Below are 25,341 nucleotides of genomic sequence, written 5' to 3' on the forward strand. Positions count from 1 at the left end.
GCAATCAATCTACTTTTTTATAGAGTGTTTTCGAGGAACGTTTTGGCGATCCTTCACCGGAATGCGAAAGAGAAATCTACCAATCCTGTAGATTTTAAAAAATGCTCGATCCAGCCAAAGTGGAATCTCACCAAGCCATTGAAATTTATCGCTAGACAATTTACTTTTTTATAGTTTGAAAAAATGGGCCTGTAATCGTGACGAAACCGGTTTCCAATCTCATCTGCCGCAGCGTGGTGGAAGCGAGCGAACTTTTGAAGCTTGTCGCCAATGCCAATCGCCTGGCCATCGTCTGTTATCTCATGGAAACGGAAGCCTCCGTTTCCGCGCTGGAATATGAACTCGGCATTCAGCAGCCAACGCTTTCCCAGCAGCTTGCCGAATTGCGCGACGCGGGTGTGATCGAAGGCTCGCGCGAAGGTAAGCAGGTGATCTACCGTGTCACCGATCCGCGCATTATCCAGCTGGTTCTGACATTGCGTGGTCTTTATATTGATCTTTCCGACGTGACCGGCAAGAAAGGCAGGGGCGCTTTGCCCTTAGATGAGGCGATGTTCGATTAGCATGATCGATCTTTACACTTGGATCACTCCGAACGGCCTTAAAATCTCGATTGCGCTGGAAGAACTCGGCCTGCCCTATGTTAGCCACACCATCGACATCGAAAAAGGCGAACAATTCTCAGCCGACTATACCCGCATCAATCCCGGCTCGAAAATCCCGGCGATCATCGATCGCGATACTGGCACCGTTCTGACGGAGTCAAACGCGATCCTTATGTATCTCGCTGAAAAGGCCGGGCGGCTTCTGCCTGCCTCCGCTGCTGCGCGGCTGACAGTCACCGAATGGCTGATGTGGCAGGCCGGCAATTTTGGCCCGACACTCGGTTATGCCCACTATTTCCTGACCTACAATGCCGGACAGGCACCCTTTGCCGAGACGCGTTTCGCTTCGGATACGGAGCGCCTCTATCGCACATTGAACGAGCGACTAACGGGCAGGGAATTCATCGCCGGAGATTTTTCGATAGCTGATATCGCCATCTGGCCATGGGTCTCGCGTTTCGCGCGCCACAGGATCGACCTCGACGAATTTCCGGCGGTACAGCAATGGTATCGCCAGCTCGGACAACGCGAAACCTTCCGGCGCGGTTACCGCGTGCCTTTCGCGACTTCCGACGTACCGGGTCTTTAATCTGCTTTAACAGGCGACAAGGTGGCCGGGGGAGACCTCGCGATACTCACGCGGTTTCACGACATAATCGACCGCGCGGATCGGGCTTTTCAGCTCGTCATTTGCCGCACCGCGCCGGGTGTTGCGGCGGTCCGGGTCCGGCACCGGCACCGCGGCCATCAGCTTGCGAGTATAGTCATGCTGCGGATTGTCGAACACCGCCGCGCGCGGGCCGATTTCAACGATTTCGCCGAGATACATCACCGCCACCCGGTGGCTGACGCGTTCCACCACCGCCATGTCATGGCTGATGAACAGGAAGGCGAGATCGAGGCTCTGTTGTAAATCCAGCATCAGGTTGATGACCTGCGCCTTGATCGAAACGTCGAGCGCCGAAACGCTCTCATCGGCAACGATCACCTTCGGGCGGAGCGCAAGCGCGCGGGCGATACAGATGCGCTGGCGCTGACCGCCAGAAAATTCATGCGGGTAACGCGCCGCCATATCGGGTGCCAGACCGACCTTCTCCAGCATGTCGGCAACCACATCCTTCGCTTCACAGGTGCTTCCCATGCGGTGTTCCAGAAAGGGTTCTGCAATCGCCGCACCCACCGTCATGCGCGGATTGAGCGAGGCATAGGGGTCTTGAAAGATCATCTGCACCGTTTTGCGCATTTCGCGCATGCCGGACTTGTCGAGAGCGAGAATATTTTCACCATTGACCATCACCGAACCTGCATCCGGCTCGATCAGCCGCATGATGGCGCGCCCGGTGGTCGATTTGCCGCAACCGCTTTCGCCCACCAATGACAATGTTTCACCAGCCCTGAGATCGAAGGAAACATTCTCCACCGCATGCACGCGGCCACTGAGCCGTCCTAAAAGGCCAGAGCGAATGTCGAAGCGCTTGGTCAGCCCTTCGACCTTGAGCACCGGCTGTGCGGTAGCGTCAACGGTATCGGCCGGGCGCGCCGGTTCCTGCGTTTCTCCCGTGGTCGTGTTGACGATCGGAAACCTGAGCGGCCGCTCTTCGCCCGTCATGGAGCCGAGAACCGGAACGGCAGATAAAAGCGCCCGCGTATAGGGGTGCTTGCCGCGATGGAAGATATCGGCTGTCGCGCCGACTTCCACCTGCTCACCGCGATACATGACGACGGTGCGGTCGGCGATTTCCGCCACCACGCCCATATCATGGGTGATGAACAGGACGGAGGTGCCTTCCTCCTCCTGAAGCGTCTTGATGAGATCCAGTATCTGGCCCTGAATGGTCACGTCGAGTGCCGTCGTCGGCTCATCGGCAATCAGCAGCTTCGGCCGGGAGGCAAGCGCCATAGCGATCATCACGCGCTGGCGCATGCCGCCGGAAAAGCGATGCGGATATTCATCGAAACGCGATGCGGCGGACGGTATGCGGACCTTTTCGAGCAGGCGAACCGTCTCCGCCCTGGCCTCGGTTTTCGACATCGGCTGGTGGCACAGCAAGGCTTCGGAAATCTGGTCGCCGATTGTGAACAGCGGGTTGAGGCTGGTCATCGGCTCCTGAAAGATCATGGCAACATCGTTGCCCCTCACCCGCCGCATGGCATCTTCGGAGAGGGACAGCAGGTTGCGCCCACCCAGCAGGATTTCGCCCTCTACCCTGCTGCTTTCCCGATCCAGCAACCGCATGATGGAAAGCGAAGTGACGCTTTTGCCCGAACCGCTTTCGCCGACGATCGCGACCGTCTCGCCCGGCCCGACATCGAAGGAAACATCGCGAACCACGGGCTTCCATCCGCCATCCACATGAAAGGATGTCGTGAGATTGCGGACGGAAAGCACAGCGTCTTCGGCACCAAGGGGTGTTGCCTGCGGCATGGTCATGATCGTTCCCTTCTTTTCCTCTGGTTGCAATGCGCAGGCAGGTGGCTGCCGCCTGTTTAACTCAATTCGGCCAGCGCAGCATGCCGTCGAAACGATGGCGGCTGCGGTCATCGAACGGGGTTGCAATCACCTCGTTGGAGGCGCGCGCCTTGTCGAGTTCCTCAGCCAGACGGGAAGCCACGATGGTTTCCTGACCGGGATGCAGGTTGCATGGGTCGAGATAGAAATAACGGTGCTCCACCTCGTGATCACGGGTAATGATCGGAGGATTGCCTTTCGCCAGCGCCGTCGTCAGGTCCCACGCGGTGATATGCGCTTGCTCGGCATCGATGATGACGCGCAGCCGGTCGAGTGGGTTGTTGGTCGGGTCCGGCTCGATCAGCGCCGTGACGCCGGGGCGTCCGTCCAGCGTTTCCTTCCAGAGATGGAGATAGCCGGTTTCACGCTCACGGATGCCGGCATGGTCGCGTTTTTCCCAGGCTTCCAGCGCCGCCATGACGCCGTAGATACTTTCCTTGCCGACCTTCATGCCGCGGCCGATGCCCATATTCTGCAGGAAGGCGTGCCGCACCAGTTCCTTCTTGCCGGCCACGATGCCTGACGTGGGGCCGCCGAGGAACTTGTGGCCGGAATAGAGCACCACATCCGCGCCCGTGGCCAGAAACAGCTCCAGATCATATTCGGAAGCCGCATCCACGATAACCGGCACACCTTTGGCATGGGCGATCTCGACAAATTCGGAAAGATGCAGCAGACCGTAATCAACCACATGGTGCGAGACGACATAAACCGCCGCCGCCGTCTTTTCGGTGATGGCGTTTTCCATGTGATAGCGATGGGTGGATGTCGCCTGCCCGATCAACACCACCTTGCCGCCGCCAAGCCGGATGGCCTGATCCACCGGCGCACCGTAGCTCACCACATGCCCCATCTGCACCAGCACCTCGTTCTTCTCCGGCGCGACATCAGGCAGTTGTTCGATGGCCAGGAGATTGTTGCCGGTGATGGTGCCGGCAACCGCAAGGCTGATGCCGGAAGAGCAGGACGCCGTCACAAAACCGGCCTCTCCGCCCGTCAGCCTTGCGATGATCGCACTCGCCTTGCGCTGCAGATCGTTGATCTCGACGAATTGCGGCAGGATCGCCGCCATGGCCTCAACCGCCTCCGGAACGACGATGGAAGCACCGAGCGACGTCATGGTGCCCGAGACGTTGATGACCGGGCGAAGGCCGATCCTGCTTCTGATATCCTCGGTCATGTCTTTCTCCTGTCTTTGCGATGCGATGGGCATCGACATATATGCCATAATAATGTAATAGCTTCTCAAAATTCATGAGGAGCCGGAAATTGGACGCCCATAGACTGGACGAATTGTCTTCACCCGCCCTGTCCCCGACCGAGGAAAACCCGGATGCCAAGGCGGCCAAGCGCTCGCGCGTCAGCGGCATTGACCGCGCCCTTCAGGTCATTGATTATCTTTACGAAACCGGATCGCCAGCCGGCGCTTACGCCATTGCCAAGGCAATCAAGGCGCCGCTTTCCACCGTCTATGTGATCGTCGAAGATCTCGTCGAAAAGAACATGCTGGCGCGCAATGCCGACGGCAATATCTGGCTCGGCGCGCGGCTTTATCACTATGGTCTTGCCTATGCCCGCTCGCTGGATTTCATGGGTGTCGCCACCCACGAAATGCACGATCTCTGCCGCCATGCGGGTGAAACCGTGCAGCTTTGCGGCCGCGATGGCGACCATATGCTGGTGCTGGCAATGGCGGATGGCCCAAGTCATTTTCAGGTTGCGTCGCGCGTCGGCACCCGCGTTCCACTGAACTGGACGGCGTCCGGCCGCCTGCTTGTCGGGCATCTGCCGGAGCAGGAGCGCGTCGAACTGTTCAGACGGTGCGCCCGCACGTCGCCGACCGGCCGCGCGGAAATCAACCCGGAGGCCCTTTCGCAATCGGCAGGAACGGCGTTCCGTGACCGGCTGTCGATACAGGTCGCTGAGTCCGACTATGCCGTCGCCTGCATCGCCTCGCCAATCTGCGACCGCAGCGGCGAATGCGTGGCGACTATTTCCATCGTGCTGCCGGAACAGAAGGTGCTGGCGGACGAGAACCACTATACCGAACAGGTCAGGGTTTCGGCCGAGAGGATCGAGAAGCTGATGGGCTGGCGCAACCATTGAACGGCCTCAATCCCTAAGCGCGATGATCGCTTCAATCTCCACGGTGATGTTGCCCGGCAGCGAGCCGAACCCCACGGCGGAGCGGGCGTGCTGCCCGGCATCGCCGAAGACATCAATGAAGAGATCCGAACAGCCGTTGATGACGCTTGGGTGATCGCGGAAATCGCTGACCGCATTGACCATGCCGAGCAGCTTGACCACCTTCTTCACCCGCGACAGATCCCCCAGCGCCTCATGCATGACGGCAAGAAGATTGATGCCGGTGAGGCGCGCATGCTGGTACGCTTCATCCAGCCCGATTTCCGCGCCGACCTTGCCGGCGTATAGGTGGCCGTTCTCCTCCCTCGGACCCTGGCCCGAAAGATAAAGCATGTTGCCTTCCACCACATGTGTGACGAAATTGGCGATCGGCGGCGGCGGTGGCGGCAGCGATATGCCGAGCGCGGCAAGCCGGTCGTAGGGCGAATGACGCCCATCTGCCTCAAGCGAAGACTGTTTCACGCGAATTCCTCATAATGCCGGGACTGGTATCCCATAATCTCTGCGGAAGGCGGAGAGCATCCCTCCCCGCCGTTCCAGTCGGGTCAGCGCCAGGAATAGCCATGGCTGTGGCGCACCAGCTTGCGCGCCCTTGGAATGTAACGGCTGGCGGCAATGGCTTCGGCGCCGATCACCGCATAACGCGGCTCGAACAGGCGCTTGAGACGCGAAACATCACCGTTGGAATCGGTCGCCTCCAGATCGGCATCCACGAGATCGAAAATCGTGAAATCGGCACGGGTACCGACATCGAGGCGGTTTTCCATGTCGAGGCGGATGACGGAGGCCGGATTGCGGGTGACCGCCTCAACGACTTTTTCGAAAGGCATCTCCACCGACAGCAGTTTCGACATGGTCGTCGCCAGATCCCAGACCGGGAAATTCATCGAATGGCTGTGCAGGTCCGTCGAAATCGAGAACGGCAAAAGGCCGCGTGCAATCGCCGCTTCCGCCACCCTGAAGGAGAAGGATGCGCCGCCATGGCCGATATCCAGCCGGATGCCTTCGCCGGCGCAGCGTTCGGCAAGGTTGAACAGGTCCTCGTCTTCCATGATGCTGGAGCCTGACTTGCCGTTGAAGCAATGGGTCACGACATCGCCGGGGCCGAGAATTTCCAGCACCTCGTCGTAAAGTGCCGGCGGTTCGCCGACATGCACCATCATCGGCACTTTCAGAATTTTTGCGATCTTCTTGCCGAGTTTGACCGGCGTGACACCCCAGGAGCCGGTGATGACATGGCTCGCCCGCACCTTGATGCCGACGATATGCTCGCTGTTTTCGGCATAACATTCGAGGATGCGGTCAAGGTCGATATCCTTGATATCGCGCAGTTCGGGCACCCGGTTGCAGGCGACAAGCCCGATGGAGCCGAGATTGAGGAAGGCCTTGATGCGTTCCTTCGAGGGCTCGATGATATATTCGCGGAAACCGTGGAAATTCGCCTCGCCTGCCGAACCGGCATCCACCAGCGTCGTCACGCCGCGCTCGGCCCCGCATTCTGAGGGACGGATGGAGATATCGGTGCCGCCATGCCAGATATGCACATGCAGATCGACCCAGCCGGGCGAGATGAACGCGCCCTTGGCATCGATGCGCTGCGCATCCGCTGGCGCTTCAAGAGCAAGTCCGACCGCCACGATCTTGCCGTCGCCGCCGATCAGAATATCGGTCACACCCTCAGGCGCACCCTTTCCGAAACCGACGGGTTTCACATTGGAGAGAAGAATGGGAGCTTGAAGAGGCTTTTTCGCCTGTTCACCGGATGTCATCTTACAAATCCCTTCGCAGTCTTGGGTCGAGCATGTCCCGCAGCCCGTCGCCGACCATTTGCAGCGACAGCACGGAAAGAATGATGGCAAAGCCGGGGAAGTAGGTCATCCAGTCCGCCTGGCCGATATATTGGCGGCCGGCGGAGATCATGGTTCCCCAGGTTGGAATTTCGGGGCTGACACCAAGCCCCAGAAACGAAAGACCGGCCTCCGCCAGCATGGCGCTGGCAAAGAGGAAGGTGCATTGCACGAGGATCGGCGAGATCAGGTTGCGCAGCACGTGCCGGGTCATGATGTGGAAGGTGGAGATGCCGAGCGCTTTTGCCGCCTCCACATAGGGCAATTCGCGGATGACCAGCGTCGAGGCGCGCACGATGCGGGCGAGACGCGGCGAGTAAACGACCGAAAGCGCGATGATCACCGTCGTCAGTGACGGCCCGAGTGCGGCAACCAGTGCGATGGCCAGCAGAATATCCGGAAACGCCATCATGGCATCGATCAGCCGGGCGATAGGCGTATCCAGCTTCTGGAAAAAGCCGGCGAGCAGCCCGAGCGTGATGCCGATGACGGACGACAGCACCACAACGGCAGCCCCCACAAGAAGTGAAAGTCTTCCGGCGTAAATGGTGCGGGAAAACACGTCGCGACCGAACTCGTCGGTACCGAACCAGTAGAGTTCGCTCGGCGGCTTCAGTCGGTTCACGATCGACAGTTTCGACGGCGAATAGGGCGCGATCATCGGCGCGAAAACGGCGAGCAGCACGAAGACGAACAGCACGATTAGGCCGGCGGCGACCGTCTTGCGCTTCAGCAGGCGCCGAATAAACAGGATCGCCGGCTTGCGCGCCGGTTGGGCGGTGGAGGTGATATCGGCCATCAGTAACGAACCCTCGGATCGACCAGCAGATAAAGCATGTCGATGGCAAAATTGATGAGCACGTAAAGCCCGGCGATGACGAGAAGCGCGCCCTGAATGACCGGATAATCGCGCCTGAGCACGGCCGACACAACGAGATTGCCGACGCCCGGCAGGCCGAAAACGGTCTCCGTGACGACGGCACCGGAGATCAACACGGCGGCGGTAAGACCAAGCACGGTGAGGATGGGGATGAGCGCGTTCTTCAGCGCATGTTTCATCACCACCCGCCGCTCCTTGACGCCTTTGGCTCTGGCGGTGCGGACATAGTCGTCGCCGAGAACATCCAGCATCGAGGCACGGGTGAAGCGCAGAATGAGGGCTGAAGAGACGAGGCCAAGCGCGATTGCCGGCAAGGTCAGGTGATACATGCGCTCGAGGAAGCTTGCGCCCGGACCGCCATATCCCGACACCGGGAACATATCGAGCCGGACGGCGAAGAACTGCATGAGGATGAGGCCGAGCCAGAAGCTCGGAATGCTCGCCGCCAGCATCGCAATGGTGGTCGCGGCCTGATCCACGAAGGAGCCGCGCCGGTAAGCGGCATAGATACCGATGGGAAGCGCGATGGCACTGGCGATCAGCAGCGAAAAGATCGTCAGGAAGAAGGTCGGTTCCGCCCGATCCAGAAGTGCTGCGCCAACCGGCATGTTGAGAAAGATCGACTGGCCGAGATCACCGCGCAGCAATTGGCCGATATAATAGACATATTGTATGCCGAGCGACTGATCGAGCCCGAGCCGGGTGCGCAGCTCCGCAATGTCCTGCGCCGAGGCATCCGGCCCCAGCATTACAGCGGCAGGGTCCCCGGGTGTGACGCGCAAGATGACGAAGACGATGGTGACGACGAGGAACATCACCACGATCATTCCCGCAAGTCTCTGGAAAATATACCGTATCACGTATGTATGCTCCGAAGCGCGTGATGGGCCGCTATCAGGCGACGGTTGAACAGAGTTGTTTAAAAGCCGACCGCTCACTTCCGTCATGCCGGTCCCCCGGTCAGGCCCGAGGATGATCCGGCATCCAGCCACCGCGCGTCTGCGTGGTGAAAGGGTCCCTTGCGATCAAAGACTTGATCGCGCTGGACCCCGGACCTAGTCCGGGGTGACGGAGTGCGAAGCCGATCTTACTTCGTGACCGAAGCGTTCCAGAAATACGGCCAGGGAGCCGGATCGACGCCATCAAGCTTGTTGGACTTCGCCGCCACGGCGTTGAAGTCACCAATCTTGATGAGCGGCAACTCGGCATAGATCGTCTTCTGCACATTAGCCCAGAGCGCGATGCGCTTGTCCGGATCTGCCTCGGAGGTAAAGGCGTCAACCGCCGCCTTGCGCGCCGGCGTATCCCACCAGCCGGGTGAACTGGCGGAGAGTGCGCCGATCAATGCCGGCTCCGGCAGGAAGGGGCTATGGCTGATGTAGATATCCCAGAGCTTCGGGTCGGCACGGCGCTGCGTCAGCGTCGCCCAATCGACCACCTGCATGTCCACCTTGAAACCGGCAAGTTTCAGATATTCCACAGCAACCTGCGCCATCTTGTAATGGAACTCGTACTGGCGGCTGGTGAGGATGCGCAATGGCTCGCCATTGTAACCGGCCGCCTTCAGCTTTTCGGCAGCGGCTTCCGGATTGCCGATATTATAATTGCCCTCGACGCCCTCTTCCGTATGCCAGGAGAAATTGTCGGGATAATAGGCGCCATCGAGCGCGTAGAAATCCGTGCTGCCGAAAGCGGCCGCCAGCATGTCTTCCATGTTGAGCGCTTCAGTGATCGCCTTGCGAACTTCGAGCTTGGACGACAATCCTTCCTTGGTGTTGAACACGAAGACAGGATAACCGAAGGGCTTCAGCATCATCGGCTGCGAGGCCGAGGAAGACTTCACCTTGTCGAAGGATTCGACGGGAATGGAATCGACATAATCATACTGGCCGGAAACGGCGGCCTCTACGCGGGTATTCGGATCGGGAACCGGAACGAAACGGATTTCATCGAGATATTGATGCCGCGCACCGCCATAGCCGTCGCTTTCACCACCGCGAGACTTGTAGCCGTCGAAACGAACAAGCTGGATATATTGGTCCGCCTTGCGTTCCTTCAGCATATAGGGGCCGGTGCCGACAAATTCGGCCATCGGCTCCGCCTGCTTTTCAGCGGGCAGAATGATGGCTGCAGAATTGTTGAAAGCGAGCAGCGAGGTCAGCGGCGCATAGGGTTGCTTGAGAGTGATCGTCACCGTTGCGGCATCCGGCGCGGAGATATTGTCGATGAAGCCGGCGGCCTGCTTGCCACGCGAGGCGATTTTCATCCAGCGGCCGAGCGAGGCAACGACATCTTCCGAGGACATGTCGCTGCCATCATGAAACTTGATGCCCTGCCGCAACTTGATCGCATAGGTTTTGCCGTCCGCACTGATCTCGGGCAGGCTTTCCGCCAGAAGCGGCGTTACCTTCCAACCCTTGTCGAAGGTGTAGAGCGTTTCGAAAATATGCTGCGTGACGATGCCGACGAGATCGGCGGTGGAGGCCATCGGATCGAGCGTCGGCGGTTCGCCGATCGTGGCGACATTTATGACGCCGCCCTTTTCCTGAGCCATCATCACACCCGGCACAAGCAGCAAAGCAGCGGTGGCGAGAAATGCAAGTTTACGTCTCATTTTAAGCTCCCAGCTCTTAGTTTCAACCGTATTGTTCCATTATTATGTTATATGCATCTTTATAACAGAATATCTCGATAAGACGCCTTGTCAATGACAATGAGATGCGATGACGGTTTCCGGCATCGGGAAGATGAATCGGAGCTCAATGGCGGGTATCGCCCATGGATCGCGCCCGTCTGCGGGAATGCGCCAATATCGTGAATTTCGCTCTGGCGGAGCGGGCTTGATGGAAAACAAGTAAAAACGATGTATTCCTGTCAGGTGTGCTACGCTCTGGCAGCTCGCGGCTGCAGACAAAATAATCTTTCAGAACAATCGATTAGCATGTTTTCCATACAAACATGAAAGAAACCGCGCAAGCGTGACAAAACTGCACTAGCGCAATGCGGCAATCAAAGAGATTATGAGACCTGATTGAATATTGACGAGCAATAATACTGACACCGTTCGGGAACGTGAATATTGCGCTTGATACGGATTTTCCGGCGTCATTGAGCAATGAGTGAACTTGAAGCATCGCCTGAAATTAGGCATAGGCCTGATGCTGGTATAAATATTTCGGGACGCGATTCTGCTGAACGGATGTAATTCCGGTTGATGTTTCATTTACCGGCGTCATTTATGAAGTTCTTATTTTTATAAACTTATACGATGTCCGATTGTTTCTTTTTTTCGGACGATATTTATTTTGAGGACCAAATGCGTTTATTGAATGTTTCGATTCTGCTTGCCTCCGCAGCACTGGCAGGTTGCACGGTTACTGCGGCCTCCGGTCCCGATGCGGCATCAATCGAATCCAACGCTTCGGTGAAATTCGGTTCCAAGGGCAAGCATAAATCCGCAGGTGTCGATTACGCCCTCATCGACATAAACAGTTCCGTCCTGAACTTTGTCGACGATACCACCGCATCCACGCTGCTCGGCAGTTTCGGCGGCGGCAAGGGTGGCGTTCCGGCGTTGCCGATGGGTGTCGGCGATGTGGTGCAGGTCGCTATTTTCGAAAGCCAGGCCGGTGGCCTGTTCATTCCAAACGACGCAGGCAGCCGTCCCGGCAACTTCATCAGCCTGCCGAACCAGACGGTGGACCGGGAAGGCAATATCAGCGTTCCCTATGCCGGCAAGATCCGCGCGACCGGCCGCAATGTCGAGGACGTGCAGAGCGAAATCGAAGAGCGGCTCGCCAACCGCGCCATCGAACCGCAGGTCCTTATCACCAAGATTTCCAGCCGCTCCGCACAGGCATCCGTGCTTGGCGACGTCAAGGAGCCGACAAAGGTCCAGCTTTCGGAAGCCGGCGATCGCGTTCTCGACGTCATCTCCTATGCTAAAGGCCTCAGCGCTCCGAATATCGAATCCTATGTCACGTTGATCCGTCGCGGAAAGACCGCGCGCATCAACTACAATCACCTTGTCAGCACGCCCTCCGAGAATATTTACGTCGTTCCGGGCGACACGGTCATGGTGGAGCGTGAGCGTCGCACCTATCTCGCCTTCGGCGCTTCCGGTCTCAACGGCCGTTTCGAGTTCGAGGACGCCGCTCTCAAGCTCTCGGATGCGCTCGGCAAGGCGGGCGGGTTGCTCGATTCCCGCGCGGACCCCGCTCAGGTCTATGTCTATCGCACCGTCAAACGCGATCTTCTCGTGAAGCTCGGCATCGACACGTCGAAATTCCCGGGGCAGGAAGTTCCCGTCATTTTCCGCGCCAACCTGCGCGATCCGTCGACCTTCTTCGCCACCACGAAATTCCCGATGCAGGATCGCGATATCATCTACGTCACCAACTCGCAGGCCACCGAACTCTACAAGTTCCTGGATCTCGTCGGCTCCGTTCCCGCAACGGCGGGCAATGTCTCCGACGATGTGCTTGCGACACGCAACGCCATCCGGGCCTTCTGACCCTCGGCATCTCGCCGCTCACACCAAAGCCGCCCCGGAAACGAGGCGGCTTTTTCTTTGGCCGGGAACAGGCGTGTGCAACCGCGATCACCGCCCGCCGAGCCTGGCGACAAGCACATGGCGAAGACCGCCATGTCCCTGTTTCGCAGAGCAACATGGAGGCGGACATTGTCGCCGCCATTACAAAAGTTTAAGGTGATTTCGCAGCGCATTGGGTGTCTTGTGGAGAAAAGCTGCTCCCAAGGCTTACCGCACATGTTCGGGAAACATGTATTGCTCTCATTTTGCGGAACCGTCAGATGAAACGTTTCTGGACCGCTCTCAGCGTTCTTGCCATCGCAGCCGCCGGCGCGTGGCATTTTAAAGATCGCCTGCCGCTGGATCAAATTCCCTATCTCAAACAATTCGCCAGCGTTTCGCCACAGGCGGAAACGGCCGCGGCAGATGGATCCGCCGGTAAGAAGGAACAACCGTTGCAGAACGGTCAATCCGCCCAGCGAACGGGACAAAAGCAAGGCAGCGGGCGGCGGAATGGCGGCCCCCCTACTGTCAGCACCATCGCGGTCGGCAAGGCGACGTTACCGCTGGACGCAACGGCGACGGGATGGGCCGTTGCCGCCGACATCACCAATATTGCGCCGCTTCAGGTCGGCCTCGTCACGGAAATCTCGGCGAAGGACGGTCAGCATATCAAGGCGGGCGATCTGATCCTCAAAATGGACGACCGCATCGCCCGCGCAGCCGTCGACAAGGACAAGGCCAATATCGCCGCCGATCAGGCGACGCTGGAACAGACGGAGGCCGCCCTCCAGCGTGCCGCCAATCTGGTCAAGCAGAGCGCCGAGTCCCAGCAGGTGCTGGATCAGGCAAGGGCAGCACGGGACAGCGCCGCCGCCAAGATCGATGCCGACAAGGCAGCACTCGCTTCCGACCAGGTGACGCTCGAACATATGGAGATCCGCGCGCCTTTCGACGGGCGGCTCGGCGATATCACCGTCAGCCCGGGCGCTTATCTCAGCGCCGGCATCAACATCGTGACGATCACGAAATACGATCCCATCTCGGTCAGTTTCCGCCTGTCGCAGCGTTACCTGCCGCAATTGCGCGAAGGCGTCCAGAAGAACACCGCGGTGGATGTCGACCCGGCGGCAACGGGCGGCGAGCCCATGAGCGGCGTGCTGCGGTTTTACGACAACACCGTGGACCAAACGTCCGGCACCGTGCTGGCGAAAGCGGAATTCAAGAACGACCGCGGTCTTTTGTGGCCCGGCCAGTCCGTCAACGTCACGGCACATTTCGTCTCCGACAAGGAGATGGTCGTCGTGCCGACGGTCGCGGTGCGGCCGGGGCCAAAGGGCAATTTCGTCTATTCGGTCGATGACAACCATCACGTCCATATGACGACAGTGGAAGTCGCCCGCTCGAACGGCGATCTCACCGCCATTGCAAGCGGCCTGTCCGGCGGCGAGCATGTAATCGTCGAAGGCCAGTCGGAACTTGCCGACGGTCAGCAAGTGATCGAGCAGTTCTCCGACAAGGGCGGCGCGGCCGGCAATCTGGCCGCCAATATTCCGCAGCAGGAACAGGTTGGTAGCCCATGATCCCGAATTTCTGCATCAACCGGCCCGTAGCCACCACCCTTCTCGCCATAGGGCTTGTGCTCGCCGGGTTTGCCGGTTTCAGCCTGCTGCCGGTCGCCGCCCTGCCAAAAGTCGATTTCCCGACGATCAACGTCTCATCGGCATTGTCCGGTGCGTCGCCGCAAACCATGGCCACATCAGTCACCACACCGCTGGTGAAGCAGTTCGAGACCATTCCGGGCGTCAGCGAAATCAGCGCCACCAACACGCTGGGCAACAGCTCAATCGTGCTGCAATTCGATCTCAACCGTAACATCGACGCGGCAGCGGCCGATGTTCAGGCCGCGATCTCGCGCGCGCAGCGGCAATTGCCGAGCAACATGACGACGACGCCAAGCTACCGCAAGACCAACCCGGCCGATGCACCGGTGCTGCTGCTTGCCATCAACAGCAAGGAAATGCCGACCAGCAAGGTGGACGAAATCGCCGAGAATATCATCTCGCCGCTTCTGTCGACCATTTCCGGCGTCGCGCAGGTGAGCGTCTACGGCGCGCAGACCTACGCCGTGCGTATCGGCCTCGATCCCTCACAGCTCCAGGCAAGAGGGCTCGGCGTCGATACCGTCACGACCGCCATCGCGCAGGCGAACAATCAGGTGCCGGTGGGCGCGATGCAGAACGACAATCAGCGCCTGACGATCGAGGCCGATACCCAGCGCACCGATGCGACGGCCTTCCGCTCGCTGGTCGTGGCGACGAGCAACGGCGCTCCCATCCATCTTGGCGATATCGCCAACGTCACCGACAGCATCGACAATCCCAATGCCGGCAGCTGGTTTGACGGCGAACAGGCGATCGTTCTTGCCGTACAGCGTCAGCCGGACGCCAACACGGTGGACGTGGTGGATGCCATCAAGGCCAAGCTGCCTGCGCTTCACCAGCAATTGCCGCCCTCGGTCAATATCCACGTCATGAACGATGCCTCGACCGCAATCAAGGACGCAATCTCCGACGTGCAGTTCACGCTGCTCCTCACCATCGGGCTGGTGGTCGCGGTCATTTATCTCTTCACCGGACATCTGACGGCGACCATCATTCCGGGCCTTGCCGTGCCGCTGTCACTCATCACCGCCTTCGGCGCCATGTATGTTCTGGGCTACAGTATCGATAACATCTCACTGCTCGGGCTTACATTGTCAGTCGGGCTTGTGGTGGACGATGCGATCGTCATGCTGGAAAACATCCTGCGACTACACGAAAAAGGCCTGACGATGCGCGAGGCCGCCCTTCAGGGGGCTGCGGAAGTCAGCGGCACCATTCTGTCCATGTCCGTCTCGCTGGTTGCGGTGTTCATTCCCATTCTGTTGATGGGCGGAGTGGTCGGCAGGCTCTTCAACGAATTCGGCATGGTCGTCACGCTGGCGATCATGGCGTCGGCGCTGGTTTCGCTGACCGTTACGCCGATGCTCGCCTCGCGCCTCTCCGGCCATTCCTCCAGACCGCCAGCCATCATCCGCTGGTTCGACGCCGGCTTTGAGCGCACGCTTCACCTCTATGGCAAGGCCGTCGGCTGGTGTCTTTCCCATCGTCGCGTGGTTCTCGTCTCGTTTCTGGCCTCGATTGCAGCCTCGCTCTATCTATTCGAGACCCTTCCCTCCAGCTTCTTCCCGCAGGAAGATATCGGTCGTCTTTCCGTGTCAACGCAGGCGCGCGAAGACATTTCCTATACCGCAATGCGTGATCTTCAGGCGCAGGTGGCCGATCAGATCCGCAAGAACCCGGCCGTGGTGCATGTCACTTCCACCGTCGGCGGCAATTCCCGCAATCCGCTGAATAATGGCTCGATGTTCGTCGAACTGAAACCCAAGGAGGAGCGCGCGCCGCTCAGCCAGGTGCTGGCGGAACTGGGGCAGGCTACATCGAAAGTGGCCGGCATCCGCACCTATATCAATCCGCAGCAGAGCCTGCGTTTCGGTGGGCGCAGCTCCGCCAGCCAATACCAGCTCGTCGTTCAGGGCCTGAATGCCGACACCACCAATGAATGGTCGAACAAGCTGATGGAGGCGATGCGCCGCGACCACACATTCACCTCCGTCACCTCCGATGCCCAGAACGGTGCGATCGCCGCAACGATCTCGGTCGATCCGGAAAAGGCCGCCGCTTTCGGCATCACCAACGATCAACTGCGCAAGACGCTGGAGATGTCGTTCGGCGGTTATACGGCGGCGCAAATCCAGTCGACCGGCGACAGTTACGACGTGATCGTGGAGTTCGACAGCTCCAAGCAATGGAATGACAATTTCCTGAGCGACATCAATATTCTCTCGGCAAAATCGGGTGTCCTGGTTCCGCTTTCCAACTTCGCCACCCTCACCCGTACGCAGGCGCCGGTCACCATCAACCAGACGGGCCAGCTCGTTTCCACCACGGTCTCCTTCAACCTGCCGGACGGCGTGGCGCTTTCGGATGCGACCAGCCGGATCGACCAGATCAAGAGCGCCATAGGGCTGCCGCAGGACGTGTTCACCAGCTATGGCGGCACGGCGGCGATCTTCCAGCAGAGCCAGGGCAATACCGGCATTCTCATTCTGGCGGCAGTGCTGACCATTTATGTGGTTCTCGGTGTGCTTTATGAGAGCTTCATTCACCCGCTGACCATTCTTTCCGGCCTGCCGGCGGCGGCCTTCGGCGCACTGGTGGCGTTGAAGGTGATGGGTATGGACTTCTCGATCATCGCGCTCATCGGCCTTCTGATGCTGATCGGCATCGTCAAGAAAAACGCGATCATGATGATCGACGTGGCGGTGGAACTGATCCGCGAACAGAAGGAACCGCCCGCCCGGGCCATTCACGAGGCCTGCGTGCGCCGTTTCCGGCCGATCATGATGACGACCTTCTGCGCGCTGCTGGGCGCCCTGCCCATCGCGCTCGGCTCCGGCGCCAGCTCGGAATTGCGCCAGCCGCTCGGCGTCGCAGTCGTCGGCGGGCTCATCGTCTCGCAATTGCTGACGCTGTTCATCACCCCGGTGATCTTCGTGGAAATGGATCGTTTCGGCAAGTTCCTCGCCGGGCTGTTTTCACGCAAGAAATCAGCCGAACAACACGCCGAACCGCAAAAAACGGAAGGCGCCAGCGAACCCGATTCCGTCGCTGCCTAGCGCGGCTGAAACGGGGTCGCTGTACACGCGCTGGTGTCAGCGAGCGGTTGCTGAAAGCGGCAGGGCATGGCTCATTGCTTCGAAAACCGGCCGAAGGCACCGCCCGAAAAACACAAGGGGTCGCCATCTCGATGGGCGGCCCGCAGCACTTCACCGATAATGATCGTGTGATCGCCAGCGTCATGCGCCGCTGCCTGGCGGCATTCGAACCGCGCCAGCGTGCCGGGAATAACGGGAACGCCCTCGTCGTTGATTTCCCAGTCGAGATCGTCAAAGGCGCGACCGTTGCGGGTGAAGCGGGCGCTCAGCACATCCTGATCGGCGCTCAGCACATGGATGGCGAAATGGGTTGCGCCGCTGAAGGCCGGGTATCGGGACGAACTCTTGGCGGGTGACCATAGCACGAGCGGCGGATCGAGCGACACGGACGCGAAGCTGTTGACCGTCATGCCGATCGGGCCATTTGGCGTGGCGGCCGTCACCACCGTAACACCGGTGGTGAAAGCGCCAAGCGCGTTACGAAAGCTGCGGCTGTTTTCGCCGCCGGGAACGAATACATGTTCATTCGGCGTTTTGACTGCTTCGGCGACTGACATCAGGGGACCTCACTTCCGATTGCAAGTGTGTAAAGTTCAAACCATGTCTGGCGGTCTATCTTTACGCGCATCGCGTCCGCTGCGGTCTTGATGCGTTGCAGATTGTTGGTGCCGAGCACCGGCAGAATCTTTGCCGGATGCCGCAATAGCCAGGCAATGGCAACGGCGGTGGCGTCGACGCCCTGCTCCCTGCCGATGCGTTCCAGCGCTGCCGTTGTAGCGCCATGGGCGCCGGAAAAAAGCGAACCGCCGCCAAGCGGTGACCATGCCATGGGCGACACATGCTTTTCCTGAAGGAAGGCAAGATCGCCGTTGGTGAAGCTATCCGTTGCAAGAAGGCTCATTTCGATCTGGTTCGTCGCCAGCCTGCTGGTCATGGCGGATTGCAGCAGAGAAAAATCCCACGGGCGGAAGTTCGAAACACCCAAGGCCCGGACCTTGCCGGTCGTCACCAGCGCATCCAGCGCCCTGCCCGTTTCCTCGGCATCTATCAGTGGATCGGGACGGTGGATCAACAGCAGGTCGACGTAATCCGTACCCATGTCGCGAAGCGACGCTTCGACCGATTTATTGATGTGGTCAGCCGTCGTGTCGTAATGCTTGACGCGGGCGGAGGAATGACGCCCGGCAGGTGCAACGATGCCGCACTTCGTCACGATTTCAATTTTGCCGCGGAGCGAAGGCGCAGTCTTAAGCCCCGAACCCAGAATGGCTTCAGCCGTGTATCCGCCGTAGATATCGGCCTGGTCCATCGTGGTGATGCCCTGCGCCAGGCATGCTTCGATCTTGGCCTGCACATGGGCGGGCGAAGTGTCGGCATCGTCGCCGATGCGCCACATGCCGTAAACGACGCGGCTGAGTTCCAGTGTTTCAGAAAGAGCGATACGTTCCATCAGTGGCGTTCCCCGTTGCCGAGCGGCGTGGCAGGTGTTTCAGAAGGCACCCGGCCGTAGGCGTGCGGCAGGGAGCAGGTTTTCATCTGAGGCAGGACCTTGGTGCCGAAGTGTTCAGCCTCATCGAGATGCGGATAACCGGAAAGGATGAAGGCGCGAATACCCATCTTCTGGTATTCCTCCAGCGCCGAAAGGACCTTGTCGGTGGAGCCGACAAGCGCCGCGCCGCAGCCGGACCGCGCCCGGCCAATACCGGTCCACAGATTGGGTTCGACATAACCGAATTTGTCAGCGAGTTCACGGGCACGCGCCTGATGCGACACACCCAATGAGCCGCTGTCATGCGCGCGGTTGCGGATCAGTTGCCCATATTCGTCATCGAGCTTCGAGACAAGATGCTCGGCATATTCCCGCGCTTCCTGCTCGGTATCGCGCACGACCATATGGACACGCAGGCCGTAATCCAGCGTACGGCCATGGGCTGCGGCTCGCTCATGGGCGGCGCGCATGCGGTCGGCAAGCTGGTCTTTCGTCTCCGGCCACATCAGATAGACGTCGCATTGCGCGCCGCACAGCTCCAGCGCATCGGGAGAATAACCGCCGAAATAGAGCAGCGGACCACCATTCTGCTGGTAAGGCCGCGCCGGCTCGGTGGAGACACCCTTGAACTGGTAGATTTCACCATCGTGATCGATGGTGTCGCGCGTCCAAGCTTGGCGGAGAATCTGCACGACCTCGTGGCTGCGCCTGTAGCGAAACGCGCTGTCAGCCACCTCTCCTGGAAAATCGGAGCTGATGACGTTGAGCGTCAGGCGGCCCTTCAGCATGTGATCGAGCGTCGCCACCGTACGCGCCAGCATGATCGGCTGCATTTCGCCGCAACGGATCGCCGCGAGGAAATTGATACGGTCGCTGATCGGAGCGCAACCCGCCACGAAGCTCAGCGTGTCCTGCCCGACCTGATAGGACGAGGGGCAGAGAATGTTACGAAAACCGAGTTCTTCGGCCTTTTTGACGATATCGGAGCAATGTCCGAAGCTGGAGCGCAGGCTGCCATCCGGCACGCCCAGATAGGCGTAATCATCGGAACACAGGGCGGAAAACCAGGAGACCTCGGCAGCATTGAGATCAGCGGATGTAACGGGTACGACGGTCATTCAATTCCTCCTCAAGGCCGCTCTCGTTTTTCTTGCATAACATCAAGAAATATGTAAATCAATGATGTATCAATTTTTGTTTCGCGGAGGGGATGGCACCATGAAACACACGGGCGGCAGCCTGCCTATATATTTGCAGATTGCAGAAATGCTGGTGCGCGAAGTCGCTGCGGGCCGGCTGATAGATGGTGAAAAGCTCGCGCCAGAACGGGATATGGCAGCCGATCTCGGCATAGCTGTCGGCACGCTCCGCAAGGCGCTTGCGGAGTTGCAGGAGCGCGGACTGCTGGAGCGCGTACAGGGTTCCGGCAATTACATCCGCGCAGTCAGCGATCCGCAAAGCGTCTACGCCTTCTTCCGGCTCGAGATGATCGAGGGCGGCGGCCTGCCAACGGCGGAGGTGCTGGATGTTGCCCGCCTCGCCAAGCCATCCACCCTGCCCACCTTTGGCACATCGACAGAAGGCCACCGTATCCGCCGCCTGAGGCGTATCGCCGGGAAACCGGCGGCAATCGAGGAAATCTGGCTCGACGGCTCCTATGTCGATACGATCACCGTCGAGAACCTGTCAGAATCGCTCTATCTCTATTATCGCACCCGCCTCAATCTCTGGATATCGAAGGCCGAAGACCGCATCGACCTCGGGGAAGTGCCGGAGTGGGCGCCTGTACCATTCGGCCAGAAACCCGGCGCATCGGTGCCACGCGTCCTTCGCCTGAGCCAGGGGCAGGACGGAGCCGTGGCTGAAGTCTCATGGACATGGTTCGACCATACCGTCGCGAGGTACGTTTCACGCATACGTTGAGAATGTATCGAATTCGCGTGATCCACATGGGCACAGAAAATTGATGGCAGGCAAGGAAGCAGCAACCTGCGGCGCAGAGAATTGCGTTAAAATATTTCTTTGAATCAAAGCTTTGCCGGTTTTTGATTTCTGTCAGAAATAAAATTGATACACTATTGATTTCCTTTTGACGAAAGGTAATATCACGAGCCTAGGGAGACAGGCGTTTCGCCGTCCCACGATATCGCCGCACGATCGGGATGATTTTTTCGAAAAGCGATGCGTGGATTTGAAGGTTGATGCCGGTTTGCGTTCATCCGATTTCGGGCGCGCCGGACGTGAGGAGGAAAAAATGGCTTCAGTCAGCCTGCGCAAACTGGACAAGAGTTACGGTGCCCTGCGCATCGTCAAGGGTATCGACCTTGAAATCAACGATGGTGAATTCGTGGTTTTTGTTGGCCCGTCCGGCTGCGGCAAGTCCACGACACTGCGCATGGTCGCCGGGCTGGAAAGCATCAGTGGCGGCGAAGTGATGATCGGTGACCGGGTCGTCAACAAACTGCCGCCGCGCGAGCGGGACATCGCCATGGTATTTCAGGACTATGCGCTTTACCCGCACAAGACAGTGCGTGAAAACATGGGCTTCAGCCTGAAGGTCCGCGGCGTCAGCGCCTCGCAGGCTAATGCCAGCATCGATGAGGCGGCGAATATGCTGGGCATCGGCCATCTGCTGGACCGTCGTCCGGGCCAGCTTTCCGGAGGTCAGCGCCAGCGTGTGGCTATGGGCCGCGCCATCGTGCGCCGCCCCCAGGTGTTCCTGTTCGATGAACCCCTCTCCAACCTCGACGCGAAGCTGCGCGGACAGGTTCGCACGGAAATCAAGCGCCTGCACCAGCAGCTCGGCACCACCATCATCTACGTCACGCATGATCAGGTGGAGGCAATGACGCTGGCTGACCGCATCGTCATCCTGCGCGGCGGCGATATCGAGCAGGTCGGCACCCCCGATGAGGTCTACAATCGCCCGGAAAGCGTGTTCGTCGGCGGTTTCGTCGGTGCGCCCGCCATGAATTTCGCCCGCGCCAGAGTGAACGGCGACAGGCTCACATTTACGGACGGCAATTCTCTTCCGTTGGCGGCCGTCAGGCCGTCCCGCGAAACGGCGCTCGATGGACGGGAGGTCATCGTCGGCATTCGCCCTGAACATTTCGGTCCAGCCGGGGGATTTGACACACAACTCTCCGTCAAGGTGCAGGTGGTGGAGCCGCTGGGTTCGGACACGCTGGTGCATTTCACTCTGGGTGATGCAGCGTTGACGGCCAGAATGCCGCCAGAGATGAAACCGGCACCGAACGAGGAACTGAAGATCGGCCTCGACCCATCGAAGGTCCACCTGTTCGACGCGACGACGGAACGCTCCATTCAGTGACAGATCGGGCCACCGCAGGCCCGGTTTCAAGATTTCAATAACGGGAGGAAAACATGAAATTCAAAGCCCTTACGGGAGCGGCGCTCTGCGCGACGATGCTCAGCTTTTCGGGACAGGCCTTTGCCGACTCCGAACTCAAAATCTTCGTTTCCAGCCAGCATCAGCCCGACGTCTGGCGCAAGGCGCTCGATCAATATGAGGCGAAGACGCCCGGCGTGAAAGTCTTGATCGAGACCGGCGGCAATACGTCCGAAATGCAGGCGCAATATCTCAACACCGTGATGTCCGCCAAGGATTCGAGCCTTGACGTACTGATGCTCGACGTCATCCGTCCGGCACAATTCGCAACCGCCGGCTGGACCAGCGATTTCTCCGGTAAGGACTTGTCTGCCTACCTGCCGACCTATGCAGAAGCGAACACTGTGGACGGCAAGATCGTGGCCCTGCCCGCCTTTGCCGACTCCATGTTCCTCTACTACCGCAAGGACCTGCTGGACAAATACGGCATTCAGCCGCCAACCACCTGGGACGAGCTGAAGGAAGCGTCCAAGAAGGTCATGGAAGGCGAAAAGAACCCCGAGCTTCAGGGCTTGTCCTTCCAGGGCAAGGCAATTGAGGGCGCCGTCTGCACCTTCCTGCTGCCCTACTGGAGCGAAGGCAAGTCGCTGGTTGAAAACGGCAAGCTGAATTTCGACAACCAGGCGGCCGTGGATTCGCTGAAGCTCTGGAAGAGCTTCGTCGACGAAGGCATTTCCAAGAAGAACATTTCCGAAGTGGCGACCGACGACACGCGCAAGGAATTCCAAGCGGGCAAGGTTCTCTTCGCCGTCAACTGGTCCTACGCCTGGACCCATTTTCAGGGCAAGGAATCCCAGGTGAACGACAAGGTCGGTGTCGCCCGCCTGCCGGCCGTCAAGGGCGGAGAGCAGACGACATGCCTTGGCGGCTGGGAATTCGGCGTTTCCGCCTACTCCAAGCAGCAGGACGAAGCCAAGAAACTGGTGGAATATCTGTCCAGCCAAGACGTTTCCAAGTTCATGGCTATCAACGCCGCGCTACTGCCCACCTATGCCTCGCTCTACAAGGATGCTGATGTGACCAAGTCCATCCCTTGGTTTGCGGATGCGCTTCCGGTCGTTGAAACGGCAAAGGCCCGCCCGGTTACGCCGCGTTACAACGAGGTCAGCGAAACGATCCGCACAACCGTCAACGGCGTGCTTGCGGGCGTGATGTCGCCGGAAGACGGCGCAAAGCAGATGGAAAGCCGTCTGCGCCGCGTGCTGCGCTAAGTCTGTGGCCGGAGGCAGCATGCACGCCATGCCGCCTCTGGCCTGTTGACCGAACCAATGAAAATCGCCTGAACGGCACGACAAGCGGGCCGGAGACAAACCGGTCCGATCGGGAGAAAATGACGTGAATCCAGTTGCGGGAGTGGCAGACGTGACGATGCCGGAAAGATCGATGGTCAGGGTGGACGAGAAGCCGCTGCCGCGCTGGACGCGGTGGCTCGATCTCGGCGACCGTTCGCTCGCCGTGGTGCTTCTGGCGCCTGCCGCCATTCTTCTTTCGCTCATCATCGTCTATCCGGTGGCGCGTCTCGTTTATACCTCGTTTTTCAGCCTTTCGCTGACATCAGGCCTGCCGGCAGAATTCATCGGTTTTGAAAACTATACGGCGATGTTCGAGGACCCGATCTTTTGGGAAACGACCTGGAATACCGTACTGATAACGCTGATAACGGTGCCGGGCGCACTGTTCATGGGGCTTGGTCTTGCCCTTCTCGCCAACCTGCCATTCTCCATGCAGTGGCCGATGCGGCTGTCGCTGCTCATCCCGTGGGCGCTGCCGCTGTCGTTTGCGGGCCTCATCTTCGCGTGGTTTTTCCATTACGAATACGGTGTGGTGAACGATGTACTGAACCGGCTGGGCTTTGAAGGCATCATCTGGTTCAACTCACCGAACTGGGCCTTCGCCGCGATCTGCCTCACCATCATCTGGAAGACATCTTCCTTCATGGCGCTGATGATCCTCGCCGGGCTGCAGACAATCCCCCGCTCGCTTTATGAAGCCGCGGATGTGGATGGCGCCGGAAAGGTGCGGCAGTTCTTCGAAATCACCCTGCCGCTGCTCAAGCCGGCGATCGTCGTCGCCCTCATCTTCCGTACCATCACGGCGTTGCAGACCTTTGATATACCTTACATGATGACCGGCGGCGGACCCGGCACATCCACGACGACGCTCGCCATGTACATTCACCAGAACACCGTTTCTTTCCTTGATCTCGGTTACGGTTCGGCGCTGGCGGTCATGATGTTTGCGCTCTCTATGTGCGTCACCGCCGTTTATCTCCGCATCATACGGACGAAGGACTAATTCCCATGAGCACCGTTGCGACCTCCTCCGGTCTGTCCTCTTTCTTTTCCGGGAAGCCGCTGCGCTTCATCGCGGCCTCCATATTGCTGGTCAACGGCCTGTTTCCGGCAATCTGGATTCTGTTCACCTCGCTGAAAACTGAAGCGGAGCTGACGGTGAAGCCGATCACGTGGTTTCCACACGCGCCGACGCTTGCCAATTACGTGCAGGCTTTTTCCGACCAGCCTTTGCACCTCTTCCTGTTCAACAGCTTCATGGTGGCGCTGCTTTCCACGGCGCTCACCATTCTGATTTCGGTGCTGGCAGCCTATGCGCTGGCGCGGCTCGATCTCAAATACCGGGCGCTGATACTCTCGCTCATCATCGCCGTTTCCACCTTCCCGCTGGTTACGCTGCTGGTGCCGCTGTTCGAAATCATGCGTGCGCTGAACCTGCTCAATAGCTGGACCGCCCTTATCCTGCCTTACACCGTGCTCTCCCTGCCGGTCTGCACGCTGATGCTGGTGTCCTTTTTCGAAAGCATTCCGCGTGATCTGGAAAACGCCGCCATGATCGATGGCTGCACCCGCATCGGTGCGCTGTTCAAGGTGGTGGTGCCGCTGTGCGCGCCGGGCGTCTTCACCGCCGGCATTCTCGCTTTCGTGAACGCCTGGGACGAATTCCTGCTGGCGCTTTCTTTCAATTCCAATCCCGCACTTCGCACCCTGCCGGTCGGCATTCAGCTTTATCAGGGCGAGTTCGCTTTCCCCTGGCCGGTCATCTCGGCGGCGCTGGTTGTCGGCATCGTGCCGGTCGCAATCCTGATCGTCATCTTTCAGGAGCGGGTTGTCTCCGGTCTCACCGCTGGCGGTCTCAAGGGTTAAATAGGGAAA

21 protein-coding genes are annotated in these 25,341 nt (G+C 59.2%); 11 read left to right on the forward strand and 10 right to left on the reverse strand.

The features are described 5' to 3' along the window. Window positions 1–197: 197 nt before the first annotated feature. Window positions 198–563, forward strand: coding sequence for an ArsR/SmtB family transcription factor (locus tag QSK43_RS15325; RefSeq protein WP_332304150.1), 366 nt, complete (start codon window positions 198–200; stop codon window positions 561–563). A 1-nt stretch (window position 564) separates the two neighbouring features. Beyond that, on the forward strand, window positions 565–1,194 hold the full coding sequence (locus QSK43_RS15330; RefSeq protein ID WP_332304151.1) for a glutathione S-transferase family protein: 630 nt from the start codon (window positions 565–567) through the stop codon (window positions 1,192–1,194). A 6-nt stretch (window positions 1,195–1,200) separates the two neighbouring features. Here the strand turns inward: QSK43_RS15330 and QSK43_RS15335 are convergent, their stop codons facing one another. Together QSK43_RS15335 and QSK43_RS15340 are read right to left on the reverse strand one after the other, a co-directional pair. After that, window positions 1,201–3,036 carry an ABC transporter ATP-binding protein gene (locus QSK43_RS15335; RefSeq protein ID WP_332304152.1) on the reverse strand — a complete coding sequence of 612 codons (1,836 nt, stop codon included), beginning with the start codon at window positions 3,034–3,036 and terminating at the stop codon, window positions 1,201–1,203. 61 nt (window positions 3,037–3,097) lie between these two features. After that, a complete protein-coding gene (locus QSK43_RS15340) occupies window positions 3,098–4,294 on the reverse strand; it encodes an aminotransferase class V-fold PLP-dependent enzyme (RefSeq protein ID WP_332304153.1) in 1,197 nt (398 codons plus the stop codon). A gap of 89 nt (window positions 4,295–4,383) precedes the next feature. On the opposite strand from QSK43_RS15340, the gene QSK43_RS15345 reads away from it, so the two are divergent. Then, the gene (locus QSK43_RS15345) at window positions 4,384–5,220 is read left to right on the forward strand and encodes an IclR family transcriptional regulator (protein ID WP_332304154.1); all 837 of its coding nucleotides are present in this window, start codon (window positions 4,384–4,386) and stop codon (window positions 5,218–5,220) included. A 6-nt stretch (window positions 5,221–5,226) separates the two neighbouring features. Here QSK43_RS15345 and QSK43_RS15350 read toward each other — a convergent pair whose 3' ends face one another. The 5 genes from QSK43_RS15350 to QSK43_RS15370 form a co-directional block, all read right to left on the reverse strand. Then, complete coding sequence (locus QSK43_RS15350; protein ID WP_019564632.1) at window positions 5,227–5,721, reverse strand: RidA family protein; 495 nt, start codon at window positions 5,719–5,721, stop codon at window positions 5,227–5,229. An 83-nt stretch (window positions 5,722–5,804) separates the two neighbouring features. After that, window positions 5,805–7,028, reverse strand: coding sequence for an amidohydrolase/deacetylase family metallohydrolase (locus QSK43_RS15355; protein ID WP_332304155.1), 1,224 nt, complete (start codon window positions 7,026–7,028; stop codon window positions 5,805–5,807). 1 nt (window position 7,029) lies between these two features. Continuing rightward, complete coding sequence (locus QSK43_RS15360) at window positions 7,030–7,905, reverse strand: ABC transporter permease (RefSeq protein WP_332304156.1); 876 nt, start codon at window positions 7,903–7,905, stop codon at window positions 7,030–7,032. Further along, a complete protein-coding gene (locus tag QSK43_RS15365; protein ID WP_332304157.1) occupies window positions 7,905–8,846 on the reverse strand; it encodes an ABC transporter permease in 942 nt (313 codons plus the stop codon). The genes QSK43_RS15360 and QSK43_RS15365 overlap by 1 nt, the downstream gene beginning before the upstream one ends. A gap of 227 nt (window positions 8,847–9,073) precedes the next feature. Continuing rightward, window positions 9,074–10,600: an ABC transporter substrate-binding protein gene (locus QSK43_RS15370; RefSeq protein WP_332304158.1), complete on the reverse strand. Its 1,527-nt coding sequence runs from the start codon at window positions 10,598–10,600 to the stop codon at window positions 9,074–9,076. Between the two features lie 702 nt (window positions 10,601–11,302). Between QSK43_RS15370 and QSK43_RS15375 the strand changes: the two genes are divergently transcribed. The 3 genes from QSK43_RS15375 (at window position 11,303) to QSK43_RS15385 (ending at window position 17,237) form a co-directional block, all read left to right on the forward strand. After that, window positions 11,303–12,499, forward strand: coding sequence for a polysaccharide biosynthesis/export family protein (locus QSK43_RS15375; protein WP_332304159.1), 1,197 nt, complete (start codon window positions 11,303–11,305; stop codon window positions 12,497–12,499). Window positions 12,500–12,798: 299 nt separating this feature from the next. After that, complete coding sequence (locus QSK43_RS15380; RefSeq protein WP_332304160.1) at window positions 12,799–14,100, forward strand: efflux RND transporter periplasmic adaptor subunit; 1,302 nt, start codon at window positions 12,799–12,801, stop codon at window positions 14,098–14,100. Continuing rightward, entirely contained in the window at window positions 14,097–17,237 is a 3,141-nt protein-coding gene (locus tag QSK43_RS15385) for an efflux RND transporter permease subunit (protein ID WP_332304161.1), read from the forward strand. Before QSK43_RS15380 ends, QSK43_RS15385 begins: the two co-directional genes overlap by 4 nt. Before the next feature lie 71 nt (window positions 17,238–17,308). On the opposite strand, the gene QSK43_RS15390 is transcribed toward QSK43_RS15385, so the two are convergent. From QSK43_RS15390 to QSK43_RS15400, 3 genes are read right to left on the reverse strand one after another with little or no spacing between them, the layout of a single operon-like run. Beyond that, entirely contained in the window at window positions 17,309–17,833 is a 525-nt protein-coding gene (locus tag QSK43_RS15390; RefSeq protein ID WP_332304162.1) for a flavin reductase family protein, read from the reverse strand. Next, entirely contained in the window at window positions 17,833–18,726 is an 894-nt protein-coding gene (locus tag QSK43_RS15395; protein WP_332304163.1) for an aldo/keto reductase, read from the reverse strand. The genes QSK43_RS15390 and QSK43_RS15395 overlap by 1 nt, the downstream gene beginning before the upstream one ends. Continuing rightward, the gene (locus tag QSK43_RS15400) at window positions 18,726–19,883 is read right to left on the reverse strand and encodes an LLM class flavin-dependent oxidoreductase (RefSeq protein WP_332304164.1); all 1,158 of its coding nucleotides are present in this window, start codon (window positions 19,881–19,883) and stop codon (window positions 18,726–18,728) included. The genes QSK43_RS15395 and QSK43_RS15400 overlap by 1 nt, the downstream gene beginning before the upstream one ends. Window positions 19,884–19,983: 100 nt before the next feature. On the opposite strand from QSK43_RS15400, the gene QSK43_RS15405 reads away from it, so the two are divergent. The 5 genes from QSK43_RS15405 to QSK43_RS15425 all read left to right on the forward strand — a co-directional run bounded on the left by QSK43_RS15405 (window position 19,984) and on the right by QSK43_RS15425 (window position 25,332). Continuing rightward, window positions 19,984–20,688 carry a GntR family transcriptional regulator gene (locus tag QSK43_RS15405; RefSeq protein WP_332304165.1) on the forward strand — a complete coding sequence of 235 codons (705 nt, stop codon included), beginning with the start codon at window positions 19,984–19,986 and terminating at the stop codon, window positions 20,686–20,688. Window positions 20,689–21,019: 331 nt separating this feature from the next. Next, complete coding sequence (locus QSK43_RS15410) at window positions 21,020–22,096, forward strand: ABC transporter ATP-binding protein (RefSeq protein WP_332304166.1); 1,077 nt, start codon at window positions 21,020–21,022, stop codon at window positions 22,094–22,096. A 53-nt stretch (window positions 22,097–22,149) separates the two neighbouring features. Further along, window positions 22,150–23,385 carry an ABC transporter substrate-binding protein gene (locus QSK43_RS15415; protein WP_045021906.1) on the forward strand — a complete coding sequence of 412 codons (1,236 nt, stop codon included), beginning with the start codon at window positions 22,150–22,152 and terminating at the stop codon, window positions 23,383–23,385. A 172-nt stretch (window positions 23,386–23,557) separates the two neighbouring features. Next, window positions 23,558–24,469: a carbohydrate ABC transporter permease gene (locus QSK43_RS15420; RefSeq protein ID WP_332304319.1), complete on the forward strand. Its 912-nt coding sequence runs from the start codon at window positions 23,558–23,560 to the stop codon at window positions 24,467–24,469. A gap of 5 nt (window positions 24,470–24,474) precedes the next feature. Further along, on the forward strand, window positions 24,475–25,332 hold the full coding sequence (locus tag QSK43_RS15425) for a carbohydrate ABC transporter permease (RefSeq protein WP_332304167.1): 858 nt from the start codon (window positions 24,475–24,477) through the stop codon (window positions 25,330–25,332). Window positions 25,333–25,341 lie beyond the last annotated feature (9 nt).

The organism is Rhizobium sp. GR12, from assembly GCF_036596185.1.
Classification (GTDB): Bacteria; Pseudomonadota; Alphaproteobacteria; order Rhizobiales; family Rhizobiaceae; genus Agrobacterium; species Agrobacterium nepotum.